Annotated in this window: 18 protein-coding genes; 14 read left to right on the top strand and 4 right to left on the bottom strand. The window is 53.8% G+C overall.

Annotated elements, in window-relative coordinates:
• The gene (locus ACGHAD_RS09675; RefSeq protein WP_382415375.1) at positions 1 to 957 is read left to right on the top strand and encodes a 1-aminocyclopropane-1-carboxylate deaminase/D-cysteine desulfhydrase; all 957 of its coding nucleotides are present in this window, start codon (positions 1 to 3) and stop codon (positions 955 to 957) included.
• Positions 958 to 973: 16 nt separating this feature from the next.
• Positions 974 to 2,101, top strand: a complete 1,128-nt coding sequence (locus tag ACGHAD_RS09670; protein WP_382415377.1) for a cyclic nucleotide-binding domain-containing protein — start codon at positions 974 to 976, stop codon at positions 2,099 to 2,101.
• Here the strand turns inward: ACGHAD_RS09670 and ACGHAD_RS09665 are convergent.
• Complete coding sequence (locus tag ACGHAD_RS09665) at positions 2,062 to 3,120, bottom strand: DUF1853 family protein (RefSeq protein ID WP_339615065.1); 1,059 nt, start codon at positions 3,118 to 3,120, stop codon at positions 2,062 to 2,064. The two genes, ACGHAD_RS09670 and ACGHAD_RS09665, sit on opposite strands and share 40 nt — an antisense overlap.
• 61 nt (positions 3,121 to 3,181) lie before the next feature.
• Here ACGHAD_RS09665 and ACGHAD_RS09660 point away from each other — a divergent pair, with 61 nt between their 5' ends.
• The 10 genes from ACGHAD_RS09660 to phrB all read left to right on the top strand — a co-directional run bounded on the left by ACGHAD_RS09660 (position 3,182) and on the right by phrB (position 14,572).
• On the top strand, positions 3,182 to 4,081 hold the full coding sequence (locus ACGHAD_RS09660) for an NAD(+) kinase (protein ID WP_339615066.1): 900 nt from the start codon (positions 3,182 to 3,184) through the stop codon (positions 4,079 to 4,081).
• On the top strand, positions 4,078 to 5,043 hold the full coding sequence (locus ACGHAD_RS09655) for a metallophosphoesterase (RefSeq protein ID WP_382415380.1): 966 nt from the start codon (positions 4,078 to 4,080) through the stop codon (positions 5,041 to 5,043). Before ACGHAD_RS09660 ends, ACGHAD_RS09655 begins: the two co-directional genes overlap by 4 nt.
• 55 nt (positions 5,044 to 5,098) lie before the next feature.
• The gene (locus ACGHAD_RS09650; protein ID WP_382415382.1) at positions 5,099 to 5,974 is read left to right on the top strand and encodes a rhomboid family intramembrane serine protease; all 876 of its coding nucleotides are present in this window, start codon (positions 5,099 to 5,101) and stop codon (positions 5,972 to 5,974) included.
• 57 nt (positions 5,975 to 6,031) lie between these two features.
• The gene (locus tag ACGHAD_RS09645) at positions 6,032 to 6,310 is read left to right on the top strand and encodes a DUF1315 family protein (RefSeq protein ID WP_339615069.1); all 279 of its coding nucleotides are present in this window, start codon (positions 6,032 to 6,034) and stop codon (positions 6,308 to 6,310) included.
• Positions 6,311 to 6,318: 8 nt separating this feature from the next.
• A complete protein-coding gene (locus ACGHAD_RS09640) occupies positions 6,319 to 7,173 on the top strand; it encodes a DUF2797 domain-containing protein (protein WP_382415384.1) in 855 nt (284 codons plus the stop codon).
• Positions 7,174 to 7,222: 49 nt separating this feature from the next.
• Positions 7,223 to 9,928, top strand: coding sequence for an aminopeptidase N (pepN, locus tag ACGHAD_RS09635; RefSeq protein WP_382415386.1), 2,706 nt, complete (start codon positions 7,223 to 7,225; stop codon positions 9,926 to 9,928).
• 105 nt (positions 9,929 to 10,033) lie between these two features.
• Positions 10,034 to 10,963 (top strand): 5'-nucleotidase, encoded by a 930-nt coding sequence (locus tag ACGHAD_RS09630; protein WP_339615072.1) that lies wholly within the window; start codon positions 10,034 to 10,036, stop codon positions 10,961 to 10,963.
• Positions 10,964 to 11,095: 132 nt separating this feature from the next.
• Positions 11,096 to 12,070 carry an HTH-type transcriptional regulator CysB gene (cysB, locus tag ACGHAD_RS09625; RefSeq protein ID WP_339615073.1) on the top strand — a complete coding sequence of 325 codons (975 nt, stop codon included), beginning with the start codon at positions 11,096 to 11,098 and terminating at the stop codon, positions 12,068 to 12,070.
• A gap of 59 nt (positions 12,071 to 12,129) precedes the next feature.
• A complete protein-coding gene (locus ACGHAD_RS09620; protein WP_382415389.1) occupies positions 12,130 to 13,086 on the top strand; it encodes a YbgA family protein in 957 nt (318 codons plus the stop codon).
• A 40-nt stretch (positions 13,087 to 13,126) separates the two neighbouring features.
• The gene (gene phrB, locus ACGHAD_RS09615; protein ID WP_382415391.1) at positions 13,127 to 14,572 is read left to right on the top strand and encodes a deoxyribodipyrimidine photo-lyase; all 1,446 of its coding nucleotides are present in this window, start codon (positions 13,127 to 13,129) and stop codon (positions 14,570 to 14,572) included.
• A gap of 204 nt (positions 14,573 to 14,776) precedes the next feature.
• Here the strand turns inward: phrB and ACGHAD_RS09610 are convergent, their stop codons facing one another.
• The 3 genes from ACGHAD_RS09610 to ACGHAD_RS09600 all read right to left on the bottom strand — a co-directional run bounded on the left by ACGHAD_RS09610 (position 14,777) and on the right by ACGHAD_RS09600 (position 17,155).
• Positions 14,777 to 15,136 carry a hypothetical protein gene (locus tag ACGHAD_RS09610; RefSeq protein ID WP_382415393.1) on the bottom strand — a complete coding sequence of 120 codons (360 nt, stop codon included), beginning with the start codon at positions 15,134 to 15,136 and terminating at the stop codon, positions 14,777 to 14,779.
• Between the two features lie 210 nt (positions 15,137 to 15,346).
• A complete protein-coding gene (locus ACGHAD_RS09605) occupies positions 15,347 to 15,649 on the bottom strand; it encodes an EscU/YscU/HrcU family type III secretion system export apparatus switch protein (RefSeq protein WP_339615077.1) in 303 nt (100 codons plus the stop codon).
• Positions 15,650 to 15,673: 24 nt separating this feature from the next.
• Positions 15,674 to 17,155, bottom strand: a complete 1,482-nt coding sequence (locus ACGHAD_RS09600; protein ID WP_382415395.1) for a flagellar hook-length control protein FliK — start codon at positions 17,153 to 17,155, stop codon at positions 15,674 to 15,676.
• A gap of 205 nt (positions 17,156 to 17,360) precedes the next feature.
• Between ACGHAD_RS09600 and ccmA the strand changes: the two genes are divergently transcribed.
• Positions 17,361 to 18,011 (top strand): cytochrome c biogenesis heme-transporting ATPase CcmA, encoded by a 651-nt coding sequence (ccmA, locus tag ACGHAD_RS09595; protein WP_382415397.1) that lies wholly within the window; start codon positions 17,361 to 17,363, stop codon positions 18,009 to 18,011.
• Entirely contained in the window at positions 18,004 to 18,702 is a 699-nt protein-coding gene (gene ccmB / locus ACGHAD_RS09590) for a heme exporter protein CcmB (RefSeq protein WP_339615080.1), read from the top strand. The genes ccmA and ccmB overlap by 8 nt, the downstream gene beginning before the upstream one ends.
• The last annotated feature ends 14 nt before the right edge of the window (positions 18,703 to 18,716 follow it).

The raw sequence follows: 18,716 nt of genomic DNA, 5'->3' as shown, positions 1-18,716 counted from the left end.
GTGCAAAGCGCGTTAATCGATAGGGCGCTGCTGGAGCGCGCCCTCAGTGTTTTACATCAACCGATTTACCTTCCCCATTGTGCCGCTGCGGGCGTCGATGTTTTGCTGCGGCGCGACGATCACTTGCCCGGTGGCAATAAGTTTTACAAGCTCTATTTTAATCTCAAAGAGGCGCGGGCAGCGGGTAAAGATACCTTATTAAGCTTTGGCGGCGCTCACTCTAATCATTTACACGCGCTGGTATTGGCGTGCCAGGCCGAGGGTTTTAACGGGCGTGTGCTGGTGCGTGGTTACCCTCAAAGCCCGACAACCCACACGTTACAAGATGTAAGCGCGGCCGGTTTAAAGGTGCAGTTTGTCGGCCACGGTGAATACCGACGTCTGTGTCAGACTCAGCAGGTGCCGCTGGCAAGCGATGAATATCTCATCCCCGAAGGTGGTGCAAACGCTTTGGGTGAACAAGGTGCAAGCTATATAGGTCGCGCGGTGCAGCAGCAGTTGGGCGGTGATGTGCGGCATATCGTTATGGCGGCCGGTACCGGCAGCACCTTGGCAGGGGTAGCAAGCGCGCTAGAAGGGGGCACCGAGGCGTTGGGTGTCAGTGTGCTAAAGGGCCCGCCGGGGCGCAGTTTGTATACGGGCGGCAAAGGCCGGTTACCCAGTTGGAAAATGCTGTGGGGTTTTTGCGGCAAAGGTTATGGCCGGCCGCTTACTCCGGCTATGCTGGCATTTTGGCAGGAGTTCGAGTACAACAACTCTGTGCTGATCGATCCCATTTATACGCTCAAAATGCTCTGGGCGGTCAACCAGCTCGCCGGGCTTGGTTATTGGCGACGCGGCGACCGAATTGTGGCGGTACACACCGGCGGCTTGCAGGGTAGGCGTGGTTTTACACAGCAACCGGCAACAACAATAAGTACAGTGCCAGAAAAAACTTTTGCTCGTATTAAGGTATAAAACGGTGGATCAAACTATGTCCAACCCTACAGTATTTGCGGCGGCCCACCCAAGTATCGATTTAGCGCAAACGCGCTCATTGATCCCGTTGAAATACATGAGCCAGGCCCACCTGGATGTGCTGTTAGAAAACGCCCAGGTACATTACCTTTACCCGGGCCAGATCTTATGGCGGCGCGGCGCCATGGATGGCCGCTGTTACTTTTTACTGTTTGGCGAATTGCAGCTCGAAGGCTCTGAGGGTGAGCTGCATTTTATGAAAGGGCGTGATACCGCACGACCGGTTGCCCCTTGCGAGCCACGCGAATATAGCGTTAGCGCCAGCAGTGATTGCGCCTTGCTTTCGCTGGACGCCGAGCAAATGGATAAACTGCTGTGCTGGAGTCAGGCGGCAGATTATTTACACACCGTGATTGCTCGTCAGCCCGACATGGATGAAGACGTCGACTGGATGATGCAAGTGTTGCATTCCAACCTATTTTTTAAAGTGCCGCCGATCAACGTTAAGAAGATTTTTAAACATATGCAGGTACGTTTGGTCGAGCCCGGCGAGCGGATTATCCGCGAAGGTGAGGTAGGCGATCAATGCTACTTTATTAAAGAGGGCAATGCTGAGGTGACCCGCAAGCGCGGTGAAAGCACCGAGCACTTGGCCAGTATTAAGGCGGGCCGCTGCTTTGGGGAGGATGCGCTCGTCAATGAGGCGCCGCGCAATGCGTCGGTCACCATGACCAGCAAAGGCGTACTGATGTGTTTGCCGAAACAAGATTTTTACCGTCTGCTTAAAGCGCCGGATGTGCCCTGGGTCACCCCGCAGGCACTTACCGACCTAGATGCAGATACGGTAGTCGTCGATGTTCGCAGTGAGGAAGAGTACAGCGCAGGTCACTACCCTGGTGCTGTTAATGTGCCGCTGCATTTGTTGGCGATTAAAGCGCGCCTGCTGCAGCACGGTGTGCACTACATTAGTTACTGCGACACCGGCCGCCGGGCCGAGGCTGCCACGCACTTTTTACGCGAGCAAGGCATCCGTGTTAAAGCGTTGCTTGGCAGTAAACAGCTGTTTGCTCGCAGCGCTCAGCCGGCGCTCGAGGTTGATGCCAATTATGTGTTGCGCGATGGCCGCGCGGTGCCCGGCCACTGATCGGGCACCACAAACAGCCGGCGCGCTTCCCGCCACTGCCCCCTGCCATAGCGTAAGCCAACGACCATTAATCCCTGCTGCCGCAAAGATATCTGCCTTAGCAACGCTTGTTTGAGTGTTGCTAAATTTAACGGCGCCAGAGCCCCTGCGTAACATGCCGGGGACAGCCAATGGTTGCGCGGCAAAATGGTAAAGTAGTCGCAGCCCTCCAAGGCGTTAAGCTGTAAGAAGCTGGTTAAATGCCACCAGCGGCCGGCGTTCGCAAGTGGGTTAATGTCGTCGTTTGGGCTCGCTGGTGCTTGCCTCCCGGCACTATCATCATCAGTGCCGGGCCAAAATAGACAACCGCGCAGTAAAAACCGTGAGCCAACCGGACGCTGTGTGCCGCTGGCCCGGGCAATCGCTGCCTGGCTTTCGGGGGCCTCACTCAAGGGCAGCTGATGGCGCCGCATATGCTCAAGCTTCCACGCTAGCCGATCATTCGCGTTGGGGCCTATCCAGTCTAGGGTCGTCGAGTCCCAAGCCGGTGAACGGGCGGTTTTATCGGCGCGTACGTGACCCAAAAAGAACTTGGCTGCCGCCTCGATATGCAAAAGCTCGCCCGCTGTTGTTTCTATGACAAAATCTAATGCCCCTAAGGTTTTGCCGTTGCGGCTAAGTTGATGGTTGTGCAGCAGCAATCGGCTTTGGTCGATGTACTGCCAGTAAAAGCTCCAAAGGGATTCAAAATAAAGCCCAAGCCGTGTGCTGGTGCGTTTGGCTAAATGGGCCAAAAGTGGCGCTGGCTGCCGGTCAAGCTGGCGCAACCAGTCTTTTGCGGCAGCATCAAACCTCAATGTGTAGGGCTTTGCCGGGCAGTCGTGCATGTGCCGCAAAAGCGATTCACTGTAAAGGCTAAACGCTAAATCGCGCACACAGCGCTGATGCAACCGCTGGCAGAACTCACGCAGCTCGCAGATAGATGCCTCCCTTTGCTTGTTTACGGGTTGGTCGTTGGCCTTTAGGTGGCGCTTGGGCATAATGGCGCCAGAGATAACTCAATCGTGCCATAGGCGTAAAGGCCTCGCACAGGAGCAAATAATGACACAGTTTTCGACCGTTGGCCTTATCGGTAGGCTCGACAACGATCGCGCGCGCTACAGTGTAGAGCGCTTAGTGCGGTTCCTTGCTACCCGTGATGTCAACACGATCATTGAGGAGCAAACCGCCGCGTTGCTGGGCGGCGGTTTTAGCGGACCGGATATTCGCGTTGCCGATATGGATGAATTGGGCAGTTGTTGCGATTTGGCGATTGTTGTCGGCGGCGATGGCAGCTTGCTTAGCGGCGCCCGTGACCTTGTGCAATACGACGTGCCCTTGCTGGGCGTTAACCGTGGGCGCTTGGGCTTTTTAACGGATATTGTCCCAGATGCCATTGAGCAAAAAATGGGCGAGGTGCTCGACGGTCAGTACGCCGTCGAAAAGCGTTTTTTACTGGATATGAACGTAATGCGCGCGGGCCGGCCCGTGAGCACTGGCGATGCCTTAAACGATGTGGTGTTACATCCGGGTGAATTTATTCGCATGCTGGAGTTTGAGCTGTATGTCGACGACTACTTCGTCACCAGCCAGCGCTCCGACGGTATGATTGTCTCGACGCCCACCGGCTCGACTGCCTACGCCCTAAGCGGCGGCGGCCCGATTATGCACCCTAAGCTCGACGCCATCGTGTTGGTGCCGATGAACCCCCACACCTTAAGCAGCCGGCCGATGGTAGTGGCGGGTGATAGCATCGTTAAAATCTTAGTGGGCGAGGGTAATAGCGCCGTTCCTCACGTCACCTGTGACGGCCAAACGCACGATGTGGTGGCGGGCGGCGATGAAATAATCATCAGTAAAAAACCTCAGCACTTGCAACTGCTGCATCCGCTCAATCACAATTTTTATGAGCGCTGTCGCTCTAAGCTGGGCTGGGGAGGGCACTTGCTGGACAAGTCATGAGTCAAACCAAGCTAACCGAAGATGCTTTGTGGGCCGAGCGGCTGGACATTATTGGTGATGTGCACGGCTGCGAACAAACCTTAATACGGTTGCTAACACAGCTCGGTTACCAAAAAAGCGCCGGTGTTTTTCGTCACCCAGAGCGTTTAGCGGTGTTTCTGGGGGATATTGTCGATCGTGGCCCGCGTATTCGCGAGGCGCTAAATCTCGTGCGCGCCATGGTTGAGGCGGGCAGTGCGCGAATGGTGCTGGGCAATCACGAGATCCATGCACTGTGTTACTGCTCGGCGCACCCCAGCGCCCCCGGAAACTACCTGCGCCCCCACACGCCGCGCAATACCCGGACCATCGCCGATACCCTAACGCAGTTCGCCGCCCACCCCGACGAGTGGCAGGATCATTTGCGGTGGTTTAAAACGCTGCCGCTGTACCTCGATTTTGGCAAATACCGGGTTGTCCACGCCTGCTGGGACGAGGCGGTTATCGCCGCGCGCAGCAGTGCCTATGTGAGCGAGGCCGAGTTGGTGGCAATGGCTGACCCCGCCAGCAGCAGTGCCCGTGCGATCAAACGCTTGACCTCAGGGGTCGAGGTGGCGCTGCCCGAGCATTGCCGTATGTTTAGCGCCGAGGGTTATCGGCGGCGTAGTTTTCGAGCGAAATTCTGGGTTAAAGCCCCCGCGTGCCTCGGAGATCTTGAGTTTCAGCCGGATGCGCTGCCCGATGAAGTGGCTCAACTATCGGTTGATGACGAGCTGAGAGCGCGCTTGGTGGTGTATGATAGTGCGCAGCCGCCGGTGTTTGTCGGCCATTACTGGCTGTCGGGTAAGCCTGCACCGGTTGCCAGTAATGTGGCTTGCTTAGATTACAGCGCCGTTAAGTTTGGTCGTTTAGTGGCGTATCGTACCGATGGCACCGGTGTTCTCAACCGGCAGAATTTTGTCTGGGTGTACGTCGACCCTTAAAATAGTTTTACTATCAATACACGCCAATTGCCATTGGCCCAAACGGATGATGTCTGTGTCCTGGAACAACGTCAGTGTTTTCCCTCTCAGTGATGACTTAAGCGCCTTGGAGAACGAGTTGCGGGCCCGAGCGGTGCCACATCGTATTGTTGAAGTTCGCGGCCAACAGGCGCTACAAGTGCCCGATGCCAGGTTGGTTGAACCTGTGGCGCAATTGCTGGCGCAGTGGCAACAAGGCGAGCTCGCGCCCGCAGACCAAGCGGCAAAGCCGACCCCTTGGCCGCGCCCTAAAGCCCTGTCGCCGTGGCGTACCCCGGTTACGCTGTTGCTTATCGCGCTAAGCGTTTTTGGTTTTGCGGTGGTCGAGACGCAAGTGCTACGTCAGTGGTTGGGTTATTTAACCTTTTTCCCGATCGAGGCTGTTGCCGGTGGTTATCGCTGGCAGCCTTTCTCCGAGGCCATGGCGAACGGGCAGTACTGGCGTTTAGTCACGCCGGCTTTTTTGCACTTTGGCATTTTTCATATTGTCTTTAACAGTTTGTGGATGTGGGACTTGGGCCGCCGGCTAGAGTTTGTCGTCGGCACCCTCAACTACACCTTGTTTTTTTTGGCGGCCGCCAGTGTGAGTAACTTGGCGCAGTATTTTTGGTCCGATGAGGTCAGCCTGTTTGGTGGGATGTCTGGTGTAGTGTACGCCTTAGTAGGCTACATTTGGATTCGCCAGTGGCTTAATCCTAACCCTATGTTGGCGGTGCCGCGCGGGATTATTATTTTTATGCTGGCCTGGTTGGTTCTGTGCTTCAGTGGTGTTATCGATTATTTTTTGGCCGGTGGCATCGCCAATGGTGCCCATTTGGGCGGCTTGCTGGTGGGGATGTTTATCGCCGGGGCTTTTTCGCTGGCTAAACGTGCCGGGTTTGTGCGCCACTAATATCGCCCTTGATGGGTTGGCCACATTTTTGAGTGTTTTGATTGGTTAGGTTTTTCCATGAGTAATTTACAACAACTGTTGCAGAGTATTACCCCGGACATCTACGAGCGATTAAAGCTTGCGGTAGAAATTGGCAAATGGCCCGATGGCCAGCGGCTAACCCAAGAGCAGCGCGAGCTTTGCATGCAGGCGGTTATTTCCTATGAGCATCAACATTTACCCGCCGAAGCTCATACCGGGTATATCCCCCCCAAACCGCATCAACACTGTGGCAGTGACGGTGGCGATAAGTCGGTGCCCGACAGCGACGCCGAAACACCGCTGAAGTGGCGGTAGGTACTACAATGTCTGTGATATCGGTGAATGGTCCGCTAAAAAAAATGCATACCCAGCTCGATAGCGATGGGCTGGCGCATTACGAGTTAGAGTTAGGTGATACCCGGGTGCCGCTTAGTGAGCTGCTTAATCATCAACTAACCCTCGTGGCCAGTGGCGAGATTTTTTGCGTTTTGTGTGGCCGCAAAACTAAAAAAAGCTTTTCTCAGGGGCATTGTTATCCGTGCTTTACCCGCTCTGCCTCGTGCGATATTTGTATGGTGAGCCCCGAGAAGTGTCACTTTGATCAAGGCACCTGCCGCGAGCCGGAGTGGGCGCAATCGTTTTGTTTTAATGAGCATGTTGTGTATGTGGCCAACTCGTCAGACCCAAAAGTGGGCATTACCCGTGCAACCCAAATACCCACACGTTGGGTTGATCAGGGCGCGAGCTGGGCAAAACCTATATTTCGTGTTGCCACGCGGCAGCTGGCAGGCTTGATCGAAACAGAGCTTAAGCCACACATTAGTGACAAAACCCGCTGGCAAGCGATGCTGAAAGGCGCGCCTACCGAAGTGGATCTAACCGCGCTCGCTGCCGAGTTAACCGCTATCGTTATGCCTTACGCCAATACATTAAATGAGCAGCATGGCCCTAGTGCTGTTCGCGCGCTGCTAGGCGGCGGTGATGCCGAGCCGGTTAAAGTGATCAGTTACCCGGTGGTGCAATACCCCAGCAAAATTAAATCACTCAACCTTGATAAACAACCGATTCTGTCAGGACGTTTAACCGGCATTAAGGGGCAGTATCTGATGTTTGGTGACGAAGTTTTTAATGTTAGAAAATTTTCTGGCTATCAGGTGCAGCTTGAGATAAGCGAATAGCGCGCCTGACCACACCCAACAATACCGCACAACATGTACTGAGGCTTCTATGAACGCACCCGCAAACGCTTCAACAAGCGATCAAAAAAACGATGCGCCGCATACCATCTATTTAAAAGACTATCAGCCGCCGGCGTACCGTATCGACAAAACCGAGTTGCGGGTGGATATCCGCGAGCAATCGGCTCGGGTCAGTGCCTGCTTAGCGTTCGAGCGCCAAGCGAGCGCGTGCGAGCAGTTGTTTTTACATGGCGAGAACCTAGAGCTTGTCAGTGTTGCCATTAACGACCGAACTCTCGCCAACGATCAGTATCAGGTGGATGAGAAAGGCCTGACACTGTTTAACCCGCCGGCCTCTTTTACCTTGCAGACGGAGGTGACGGTATACCCAAAACAGAACACGTCGCTTGAAGGGCTGTATAAATCGCGCAGCATTTACTGCACCCAGTGCGAAGCCGAGGGGTTTCGTAAAATCACTTACTTTCTTGATCGCCCCGACGTCATGAGCGATTTTACCACGACGATAATCGCCGATCGTGCCAGCTGTCCAGTATTACTCTCAAACGGTAATAAGATCGATAGCGGCACCTTAGAGGACGGTCGGCACTTTGCGACCTGGCACGACCCCTTCAAAAAGCCAGCCTATTTATTTGCCTTGGTTGCCGGCGATCTGGCTTCGATTCAAGATGAGTTTGTCACTCAGTCAGGTCGCAAGGTGGCGCTGGAGATCTTTGTCGAAAATAAAGATCTCGACAAATGCGATCACGCCATGACCTCGTTAAAGAACTCTATGGCGTGGGATGAAAAGGTTTACGGCCGCGAATACGATTTGGATATTTTTATGATCGTGGCGGTGGACGACTTTAATATGGGGGCGATGGAAAACAAAGGCCTGAATATCTTTAATACCTCTTGCGTGCTAGCCAAACCCGAGACGACAACCGATGTAGGTTTTCAGCGAGTCGAAGGGGTGGTGGCACACGAGTATTTTCACAACTGGTCAGGTAACCGCGTGACCTGCCGCGATTGGTTTCAGTTGAGCCTTAAAGAGGGCTTTACGGTTTATCGCGATTCGTGTTTTTCGGCGGATATGGGCTCCAGTACCGTTAAGCGGGTAGAGGATGTCAGTGTGTTGCGCGCGCATCAGTTTGCCGAAGATGCCGGGCCTATGGCACACCCGATTCGTCCGGCCAGCTTTATTGAAATTTCTAACTTTTACACCATAACCATTTACGAAAAGGGTGCCGAGGTCGTGCGCATGTTGGCAAACTTGCTTGGGCCCGATGAATTTCGCAAGGCGACCGATTTATACTTCGAGCGTCACGATGGCCAAGCGGTCACTACAGAAGAGTTTGTTCAGGCAATGGCCGATGTATCGGGGCGCGACTTAACGCAATTTAAGCGCTGGTACGACCAAGCGGGCACGCCGCGCGTTAAGGTCACCGATCACTACCATGAGGCCTCGCGGCAATACAGCTTAACGTTTAGTCAATCCACCCCGGCTACTCCAGAGTGCAGTGATAAAAAGCCATTTCACATACCCGTGGCCATGGGCTTGCTGGGTAGTGCCGGAGAGCTGGCACTTAAACTCGACGGCGAAACGCTGGACGATTTGCCCGAAGATAACACGCAAAAAGTGCTGGAGTTAACCGAGCCTGAGCAGACATTTATTTTTAACGATGTGCCCGAGCACCCGGTGCCCTCGCTGTTGCGTGGTTTCTCGGCGCCAGTCAAACTCAGCTTTGCCTACAGCCGACAAGATTTAGCCGATTTAATGCAGCGCGACAGCGATGGTTTTAACCGCTGGGAGGCATCGCAAAATTTGGCGCTGGCAGTGTTGGATGACGCGATACGCGCGTTTCGGCAGGGCAGCCTGGAGGGGTTTACCGTAGACCCGCTATTGATTGACAGCTATCGACAACTGCTGGGCGATGAGCAGCTGGATCAGGCGATGGTGGCGCTAATGCTGACACTGCCGTCGCAGGATTATATCGCCGAGCAGTACGAGGAGGTGGATGTCGAAGCGATTTACAGCGCGCGACGTTTGCTGACAAAAACCATTGCCGCTGAGCTTGTCGAGGCCTTGCGAGCGCGTTTAACCGCCTATGACAACCGCAAACCCTACAGCGCTGAGGCTGATTCTATCGCGGCGCGCAGCCTTAAAAACACCGCACTGGCGTATCTGATGCAAGATCCCAGTCAGTCCGACCTCGATTACTGCTTGGCGCAGTTTAACAACGCTAATAATATGACCGACGAGGTCGCGGCGCTAAGCGCATTGGTCTATTCAGAGTCGCCGCTGGTGAGCGAACATGCTGAGGCCGCGCTCGCCGCCTTTTATCAGAAATGGCAGGACGAGGCTTTGGTGGTGAATCAATGGCTGTCGCTGCAGGCGCGCGATCCGCGCCCCAACGCTCTGCTACGGGTCAGCGCTTTGCTGCAGCATCCAGCGTATGATGGGGCTAACCCCAATAAGATTCGCGCCGTTATTGGCGCTTTTTGTATGGGCAACCCTATTAACTTTCATACCGGTTTGCTGGATGATCCCTCGGCGGGTTATCGGTTTCTGGCCGATCAAGTGATTGCCCTGGACGCCAAGAATCCGCAGATCGCGGCGCGTTTGATCACGCCTTTAACCCGCTGGCGGCGTTACACTCCCGCTCGCGCCAGGGCGATGCGAGCCGAGCTGGAGCGAATTAAAGCCGCCCCAGAACTTTCGGGTGATAGCTACGAAATTGTGACGAAAAGCCTGTAATGGTCTAATCAGCCGGGGATAATGGCGCTCGCCTTGCTTTTGCGCCAAGGCGGCGCCACAATCCCACAGATCGCTTATGAGCAGCAAACCGGTAGAGAGAGAAACATGGCAAGTGGATTGAGCAACAAGCTGGTTATCGCGATCTCATCTCGAGCGCTGTTTAACCTCGATGCGAGCCATCAGGTGTTTGTTAATAAGGGGTTGGAAGCGTACGCACAGTATCAAATTGAGCACGAAGATGAGTTGCTGGAGCCAGGTGATGCCTTCCCGATGGTGCAAAAATTATTGCGCCTCAATGAAAACCTACCCGGCGACCCCAAAGTCGAGGTTATTTTGCTCTCGCGCAATAGCGGCGATACCGGGTTGCGGGTGTTTAACTCGATCGAGCACTACCAGTTGAATATTACCCGCGCGGCGTTTTGCAGTGGCTTAAGCCCGTATCGTTATGCCTCGGCGTTTGGCTGCCACCTATTTTTATCCACCGAGGCCGAGGACGTGCGCAGTGCGCTATCCCACGGTATTGCCGCGGCAACCTTGATGGCGCCCAAACATCGCTCGGAAAACAACAACGAATTGCGCTTTGCCTTTGACGGCGATGCGGTGTTGTTTTCAGATGAGGCCGAACAAATCTTTAAGCGCCAGGGTTTAAGCGCTTTTACCAAAAGCGAGAAAGCCGCCGCCAAAACCCCGCTCACTGGGGGCCCCTTTAAAGCGTTCCTCGATGCGCTGCACAAGCTGCAGGCGGAATTTGCCGATTCTGACGATTGTCCAATTCGCACAGCGTTAGTGACTGCTCGCTCGGCACCCGCACATGAGCGGGTGATTCGCACATTGCGCGCGTGGAACATCCGCATCGATGAATCGTTGTTTTTGGGCGGTTTAGCGAAAGGTGAGTTTCTTAAAGCGTACGGCGCGGATGTATTTTTTGATGATCAATTGGCCCATATCGACTCGGCCAGCGAGCACGTGGCCACCGGCCATGTTCCCCATGGAATCGCGAATTCCCCAGAGTTTAGCCAATCTGGCAAGCCTTAGAGTGCGCAAACATCGGCGTTTAGCGGCGGTTTTTGTGTGTTTTTTGGCGCTCTTAGGAAAATCAGCTATTCTTGACGTGAATAATCAACTATATTTTTATAACATCATATAGATCGGCCATTTGGAGGGCTTATGAAGCTGCAACAGCTCCGGTACATTTGGGAAGTCGCGCACCACGATCTCAATGTATCCGCGACGGCGCAGAGCCTGTACACCTCTCAACCGGGTATCAGCAAGCAAATACGCTTGTTAGAAGATGAGCTAGGGGTCGAGATTTTCTCCCGTAGCGGTAAACATCTGACGCGTATCACGCCAGCGGGTGAGGCGATTTTAAAAACGGCCGGCGAGATACTGCGTAAAGTTGAGAGTATTAAGCAGGTCGCGCAAGAGTTTAGCAATGAGCGCAAAGGCAGTTTGTCGATTGCCACAACCCACACGCAAGCGCGTTATGCATTGCCCCATGTGATTGAGGAATTTATCGGCCAGTACCCCGATGTGTCGCTGCATATGCATCAGGGCACGCCGATGCAAATCTCTGAAATGGCCGCCGACGGCACAGTCGATTTTGCCATTGCCACCGAGGCATTGGAGTTGTTTAGTGACTTGGTGATGATGCCGTGCTATCGCTGGAATCGCTGTATCGTAGTGCCCCGCGATCACCCTTTGGCGCAGCTGTCGGAGTTAACACTGGAAGAGGTCGCCAAACACCCCATTGTGACCTATGTCTTTGGTTTTACCGGTCGCTCCAAGCTGGATGAAGCCTTTATCAGTAAAGGTCTTGCCCCCAAAGTGGTGTTTACGGCCGCCGATGCCGACGTGATTAAAACCTATGTACGCCTCGGGTTGGGTATCGGTATTATTGCCAAAATGGCTTTTGAAGAGTCAGATGACAGTGATTTAGTGGCACTGGATGCCGATCACTTATTCGCCTCTAGTGTGACAAAAATTGGTTTTCGGCGCGGAACCTTTATTCGTGGCTTTATGTATGATTTTATTCAGCAGTTTGCGCCGCACCTGACGCGAGATGTTATTGATCAGGCCTACAGTTGTCACTCCCGTGCAGAGCTGGACGAGCTGTTTGCCACCATGCACCTTCCTTCTTATTGATGTGCCAATAATGCATCGGTGTTCGTGATCTAGCTGCGACACCGGTGCGTATATTGCCCATGAAATCAAAAATCCCTGTCGGCGTCAGTCAGTGTTTGTTAGGTGAGCGTGTTCGCTTTGATGGCGGGCACAAACGGTCACGCTACGTGACCGATCATCTGAGTGAGTACTTTGAGTTTTTGAGCCTTTGTCCCGAGATGGCCATTGGCCTTGGCACACCACGTCAACCGGTTAGGCTAGTCGCAGATGGCGCAAACACGCAAGTGCGCGGCACCCGCGATGCGTCATTAGATGTTACGGCGCCGCTGGCTGACTATGCAAAACAGGTCGTGCCGCAAATAGAGCCCCTATGCGGCTATATTTTTATGCAAAAATCCCCCAGTTGTGGGGTTTTCTCGGTTAAGCGTTATAACAATGATGGCCAGCTCGTGGACAACGATGGCCGTGGTGCGTTCGCTGCGGTGATTACGCAGCAGTTCCCATTGTTGCCGGTCGAAGAGGCCGGCAGGCTAAACGATGCGCGCTTAAGAGAAAACTTTATTACCCGGGTTTACGCGTATCACGATTGGCGCACCAACGTAGAGAGCGAGCCAAGCGCTAAACGGCTATTGGATTTTTACTCCCGATATAAATATCAGGTCATGGCCCATGACTTGGAGTCTTACCGCAAAATTGGTCCGGTGTTGGCCAATTTAAAAGCGGCGCCCATTGAAGATATTTGTCAGCGTTTTATTGCGCTGTTTATGGCCGCGCTCAGCCACAAAGTAACCCGTAAAGGTAACACTAATGCACTGATGCATTTGCGAGGTTATTTAAAAAGCTCAACCACCGCGGATGAAAAAGCCGAGATCGGAGAGCTAATAGAGCATTACCGAGTTGGTATGGTGCCACTGGTGGTGCCGCTTACCTTGCTAAAACATCATTTACGTAAAGTAGATGATCCCTACTTGCAGCAGCAAACCTTCTGGTCACCACACCCCGCAGCGATGGGGTTACGCAACACCAATGAAGAGTAATCCGTGATCCATTCAGTTTGAATTTGCGTAATTGATCGTTATGAATACATTGATGTGGTTCCGCAGCGACCTCCGCCTTAGCGATAATCCAGCCCTTTATCACGGCCTAAAGGCGTGCGAGGGTGATATGCTGGGTTGCTATATATTGTGTCAGCAGTTTATCGATGAACACCCGATCAACCCGCGCCAGCTATGGTTTATTTACGAGCATCTTAAATTACTGCAGCAAGCGTTTGCGCGTGCGGGCAGGGCTTTTAAAGTTCTTACGGTTAAAAACGCCAGCGATGTGCCGGCCGCTATTCACGAGCTTTGTGCGGAGCAGGGGGTTGGCAAATTAGTGTTTAATGCCGAATACCCGTTAAATGAGCTGCGCCGTGACAAAGCTGTGGTGGCGACACTTGAGGCTGAAAACATCAACTGCAAGCGTTATCACGACCGCGCGCTGGTGCCGCCGGGGATGTTAACCACCCAGCAAGATACGCCTTACAAAGTTTACACGCCTTTTAGCCGCGCCTGGCGCTCTCAGGTTAAAGGCGTTACCTTCAAGATCTATCAAAGCGATATGAATGCGATTGCCGCCGCGAGTGACAGCCCTCTGGCAAAAGGCTCTGACAGAGCCTTGCTGGACGATGCCTTTGCGCCTTACCTAAAGCAGTCAGTGACGGCGCCCATGCAGGCACTTTGGTCGGTGGGCGAGCGCGCGGCCAAAGCTGCGCTAACAGACTTTTGCCGTGATCGTGTTGCCGGCTATCAGCACGACCGAGATTATCCCGCCACTGAGGGCACCTCTCGGCTATCGCCCTATCTGGCTATCGGGGTGTTATCGCCTAAGCAATGTTTTGTCGCTGCCCGCGATACCGTCGGCGGGTTTTGGGGCGATGATGAGGATGTCGCCTGCTGGGTTGGCGAGTTGATTTGGCGCGATTTTTATATGCATATTATTGCGGCGTTTCCGGCGCTTAGTCGTCACCGCCCGATGCAGGTTTACACCGAAGGCTTTGCCTGGAGCTATAATAAAGACGATTTTCAACGCTGGTGCCAAGGTCAGACGGGTATTCCAATTGTCGACGCTGCGATGCGACAGCTTAACCAAACCGGTTGGATGCACAATCGTCTGCGTATGGTCAGTGCTATGTTTTTGACAAAAAACTTGCGAATCGATTGGCGTATGGGCGAGCGGTATTTTATGGAGCAATTAATTGATGCCGACTTCTGCGCTAATAATGGTGGTTGGCAGTGGAGCGCCTCGACCGGCACCGATGCTGCGCCTTATTTTCGGATTATGAACCCGCAGTCGCAATCCGAGCGCTTTGACGCCGACGGCGCGTTTATTCGCCGCTTTGTTCCCGAGTTGAAAAACGTAACCGGTAAAAAAATTCACAACCCCGATGGCTGTGTCGACAACTATCCTGCACCAATGGTGGATTTAAAAGAGTCCCGTGCCACCACTATTGCGATGTTTAAAGACCTTAAAGGTACCGCTTAAAAGCCTTTGGATTACGACCTTCCTATTTTAAATGCAGGCTTCGCAACGCTGAGCAAGTTCGGCCGGATGATCACCTTAGCTGCCACGACGTGTATGTCTTGTTCCGATTGATGAGTGGGCAGGGGACAACTTGGCTTTGATGTATGCCGGTTCCCTAACGATTTATGTAGAGCGCAGCACTTTGCGGCTTGCGACATAAATGGCTTACGGTCGAGTACCGCTTTGCTTATTTTGAGTCTCGTCAGAGAAGTAGCTCTGCATCCAGCTAAACAGTGTGTCGGTATTGACTTCAGATAAGCTTTTGCGTTGGAAGTCATCCCCTGGGTTTTCGTCGAGACTTAGAAACTGGTAGAGGAGTGTGCCCAACTCTTTATCATGCAAAACCAGCATGATGCGTCGGCGAGTGCGCAGGCAATCGATGGTCATAACATCTGCCGGAATACCGCTATCGCGTAACCCACGGCGTATCGCCACCACTGGGTTGATTTGTTGGTGCGCCTGCTGAATTTTTGTATGCGCTTCGCTGGCTTGATCAGACAGTGCTTTTAGAGGATCTTCGGGCATCCCTAACTCCTTGAACTTTGGTTCCCTAGAGTATCAGAATTGGCGGTCGGCAGGGCGGCCTAGAAGTGAGTTACAACGCCGGTCTAAATTTGATCACTTATAAGGGTGTTTGGAATCTTGAGTTGGTAACGTCAGTGCGCAATGAATACCGGTTCGAGTGCGAAGCTTCTGCTCTTACGTGGGCGCCGGATTCGTATGACTAGCAATACTCTAAACCGAGGGCTTCTGTACTGTGTCGTCAGGGGTTAAGCCGCGCAAATCGTAGGCAAACGCAATAATGTGAGCGATGGCTAAATACAGTTTTTCGGGAATGGCGTCGCCAAGCTCTAACGTCACCAAAAAATCCACTAGCGTGGCGTTATCGCACAGTGGCACATCGTTTTGTTCGGCGATATCGATAATTTGCTGAGCGATTTCACCAGTGCCAGTTGCGCTAATTACAGGTGCACTTGTGCCATCGTAATAAAGCGCTACCGCTTTTTGCAGTTCGGCTTCGGTAAACTCATCGCTCATGGTTTGCTCCTGTCGGACTCGGCGTTAGGTTTTTACGTCGACTAAATGATAGCTAAGTTGATTGCCTTTGTGTGGCGGTACGCCCCGATGGAATTGCACATCTCGCACTTCGATATCGTGAGCCTCTAATGCACTACGGATGCCGCTAAACGCCTCTTGCGCTTTGTTTAATGCCTGCGGCTGTTCGGACCAAAACGCTAAACTTAGCTGCTCACCGCGCAACCGTAGGCGCGCAAAAAACTCACCGATGCCCGGCGGGTCGAGGGTTAAATTGACTTGCCACAGCTTGTTTGTCTCGCTGTCTGCCTCAGAGGAGTCTTCGGCTTCATCCGTTTGTTCTTCAATTTCTATATGGGCCGGGTACAAGTGGCCGTCGAGTCTGACGGGTATATCAAACGTCAATTGCAGCGGGGCCGCGCTAGCATCAGCGCTGCGGCTCGACTTTGCCTCGGGCTGCAACTGATTTAGACGCACCCGGGCTAAGGTGTTGAGGCTCAGCTGATGCATCAGCAGCACTAGCTGGGTTTGCAGCATGCGCAGTGATTCGCCACCGCTGGCCTGGCTGTGGCTGCTTAGCATTTGCATCAGTGAGGGTAGCGCCAGTTCACCGCTCGCTGCCTGAGCCCCCGTGGGCACCGGCGGCGCGGCGGCATTTGTTTGAGGTTTGGCTGCACTTCCTGGCGCCGGCTTTAACGGCGCTAAATACTGCAGTAGCGCCGCTTTTAAATCGCGAGCTAATACCTCTTTGACGGCGGCATCTGGCGAGCTTGTTTGCGTGGCTCGGGCGAGCCTGGGCTCTAGCAGAGTGCCGCTATGCTCTAGGGCGTCGCGCACGGCTTTGCCCGAGGGCGGTGCATCGAGGTTTAGTGCCAACCGATCAATTTGCCCCAGCAACTTTGTCAGGCTTTTGTCGCCGCCAATTTGCGTCACACTGCTGGATACGTCGGGTAGGCGGCGCAATTGTGACAGCAAGTCCTGTTGCCCTTGGCGTGGCAGAAGCTCTCGCAGTACCGGTTTTAGCGCGGCAAGTAGCGCGCTCGTTTTGGGTGATACGCTCTCGGCCACGCTGGGAATATCAAACTTGGCGGTTAATGCGGTCAGTTTGCGCTCTGGCGTCAGTAGCACATCGATTACTTGGCCTTTCACCAGGGGCTTGTCGATGACGGTGGTGACGCTTTTGCCTTTAATTAGCAGTGCCGCCAAGTGCATCTCGTTGCGGGCCAGCGCGCTGCGGTAGCTATCAAGTAGCGCGCTGCGGGCGCTCTCAGCGGTGTCGGGCCCACTCGTGGCGGCGCTGGCTGGCGGATTAGAGCTGCTGCCGGGGTTGTTGGTCGCGCCCTGTAATAGTTTTGCCAGCCCGGCATTGAGCGGGGTACTTTTTAGTACTTGTGCCTGCGCTTGCTCACCCGGTGCAAGCGGTATGCTAGTGCTAGAGGCGGTGCCGGCGGCCGTGGGGCGCTGTAGGCTACCGGCAGAAGTGTAAAGGCTCGATATATCCACTGGCATAGGGGGATTCCGTGGCAAATTAGGGGCGACTCGTCGACTATTCAATGCCTTTGGGTAAACATTTGTGGTTAACGCCTATATAATCGGCGCGACTTTCTAAAACTAACGCTAAAAGCCAGGTGCTCTAAGAGCGGTATCGGCGGCTGGCGCAAAAGTTTGAGCACCAGTTGCCACTGGTTGTCTTACTCGGACATTGGATAAAAACGTGAGTGAACCGCTACTGACACTGGAAAATCTAAGCTGCGAGCGCGATGGCCGCACGTTATTCAGTGGTGTTCACTATACCTGCAATCGCGGTACCTTGCTGCAAATTGTCGGGTTTAACGGTGCTGGTAAAACGACCTTGCTGCATACGTTAGCGGGGCTGCTACCGGCCTCCAGCGGTACGGTGCTGTGGCGCGGGCAACCCGCCAACCGTCAGCGGCAGGCATTTTACCAAGAGTTACTCTACCTCGGGCATCAGGTGCCGGTTAAGCCTCAGTTGAGTGTTCGCGAGAACCTTTTATGGCTCGGCGCCCTTAATACCCCCGCCACTGAGGCTGCTATCGCCGAGGCGCTTGCCGAGGTCGATTTGGCGGGCTTTGAAGACTCCCCCAGCTACGCACTCTCGGCGGGACAAAAGCGTCGGGTGTTATTGGCGCAGTTATATCTAAGCCGTGCCACATTGTGGATATTAGATGAGCCCTTTACGGCGATTGATAAGGCTGGTGTACAAAAACTTGAAGCGGCTATGGCTCGCCACGCGGCCAAGGGCGGGGTGGTTTTGTTTACCTCTCACCAACCTTTGGCGATGGCGGAATTTTCAACGCTAGACTTGTCGGCTTATCAAACCCCACAGGAGTTTGCCGATGCCTAATACGGATAACCGTTATCAAATAGGTGCGGGTTTTAAAGCCGTGATACGCCGCGACCTTACCTCCCTGTGGCGCAACCGCAGCGATATCGCGAGCCCGCTGGTGTTTTTTCTTATCAGTATTACGTTGTTGCCCCTAGGGGTTGATCCGTCCGATAAGCTGTTAGCCACCATTGCGCCGGGTATGATTTGGATCATGGCGTTACTGGCAACGCTCTTGTCGCTTGATACCTTATTTCGGCAGGATTACGACGATGGCAGCTTAACCCAATTTATCTTGTCTCCGCAGCCGTTATATCTTACGGTGCTGGCCAAGGTTATTGTCCACTGGCTGACGACGGGGCTGCCCCTTGCGCTCATTGCCCCGGTTTTAGGTGTCATGTTGTCACTGCCTTCTGGGGGCTACTGGCCACTTGTGTTATCGTTAACAATCGGTACCGCTATTATGAGCTTAATCGGCGCCATGGGCGCAGCCCTTACGGTGTGCTTGCGCAGTAGCGCACTGGTGTTAACGCTTATTATTATGCCGCTGTATTTACCGGTACTGATTATCGGCGCCAACACTGTCAGCTCGGCCGTTGCCGGGTTTGGCGCCACCCAAGGGCTTGCTTTGTTAGGGGCGGCACTGGCGCTAGCACTATTGGTTATGCCTTTGGCGGCAGCCGGAGCGCTACGAATATCATCCAACCACTGATAATAATGAGGTAG

Source organism: Gilvimarinus japonicus (assembly GCF_042847215.1).
GTDB lineage: Bacteria > Pseudomonadota > Gammaproteobacteria > Pseudomonadales > Cellvibrionaceae > Gilvimarinus > Gilvimarinus japonicus.
This window is presented reverse-complemented; position numbering and strand designations above follow the sequence as displayed.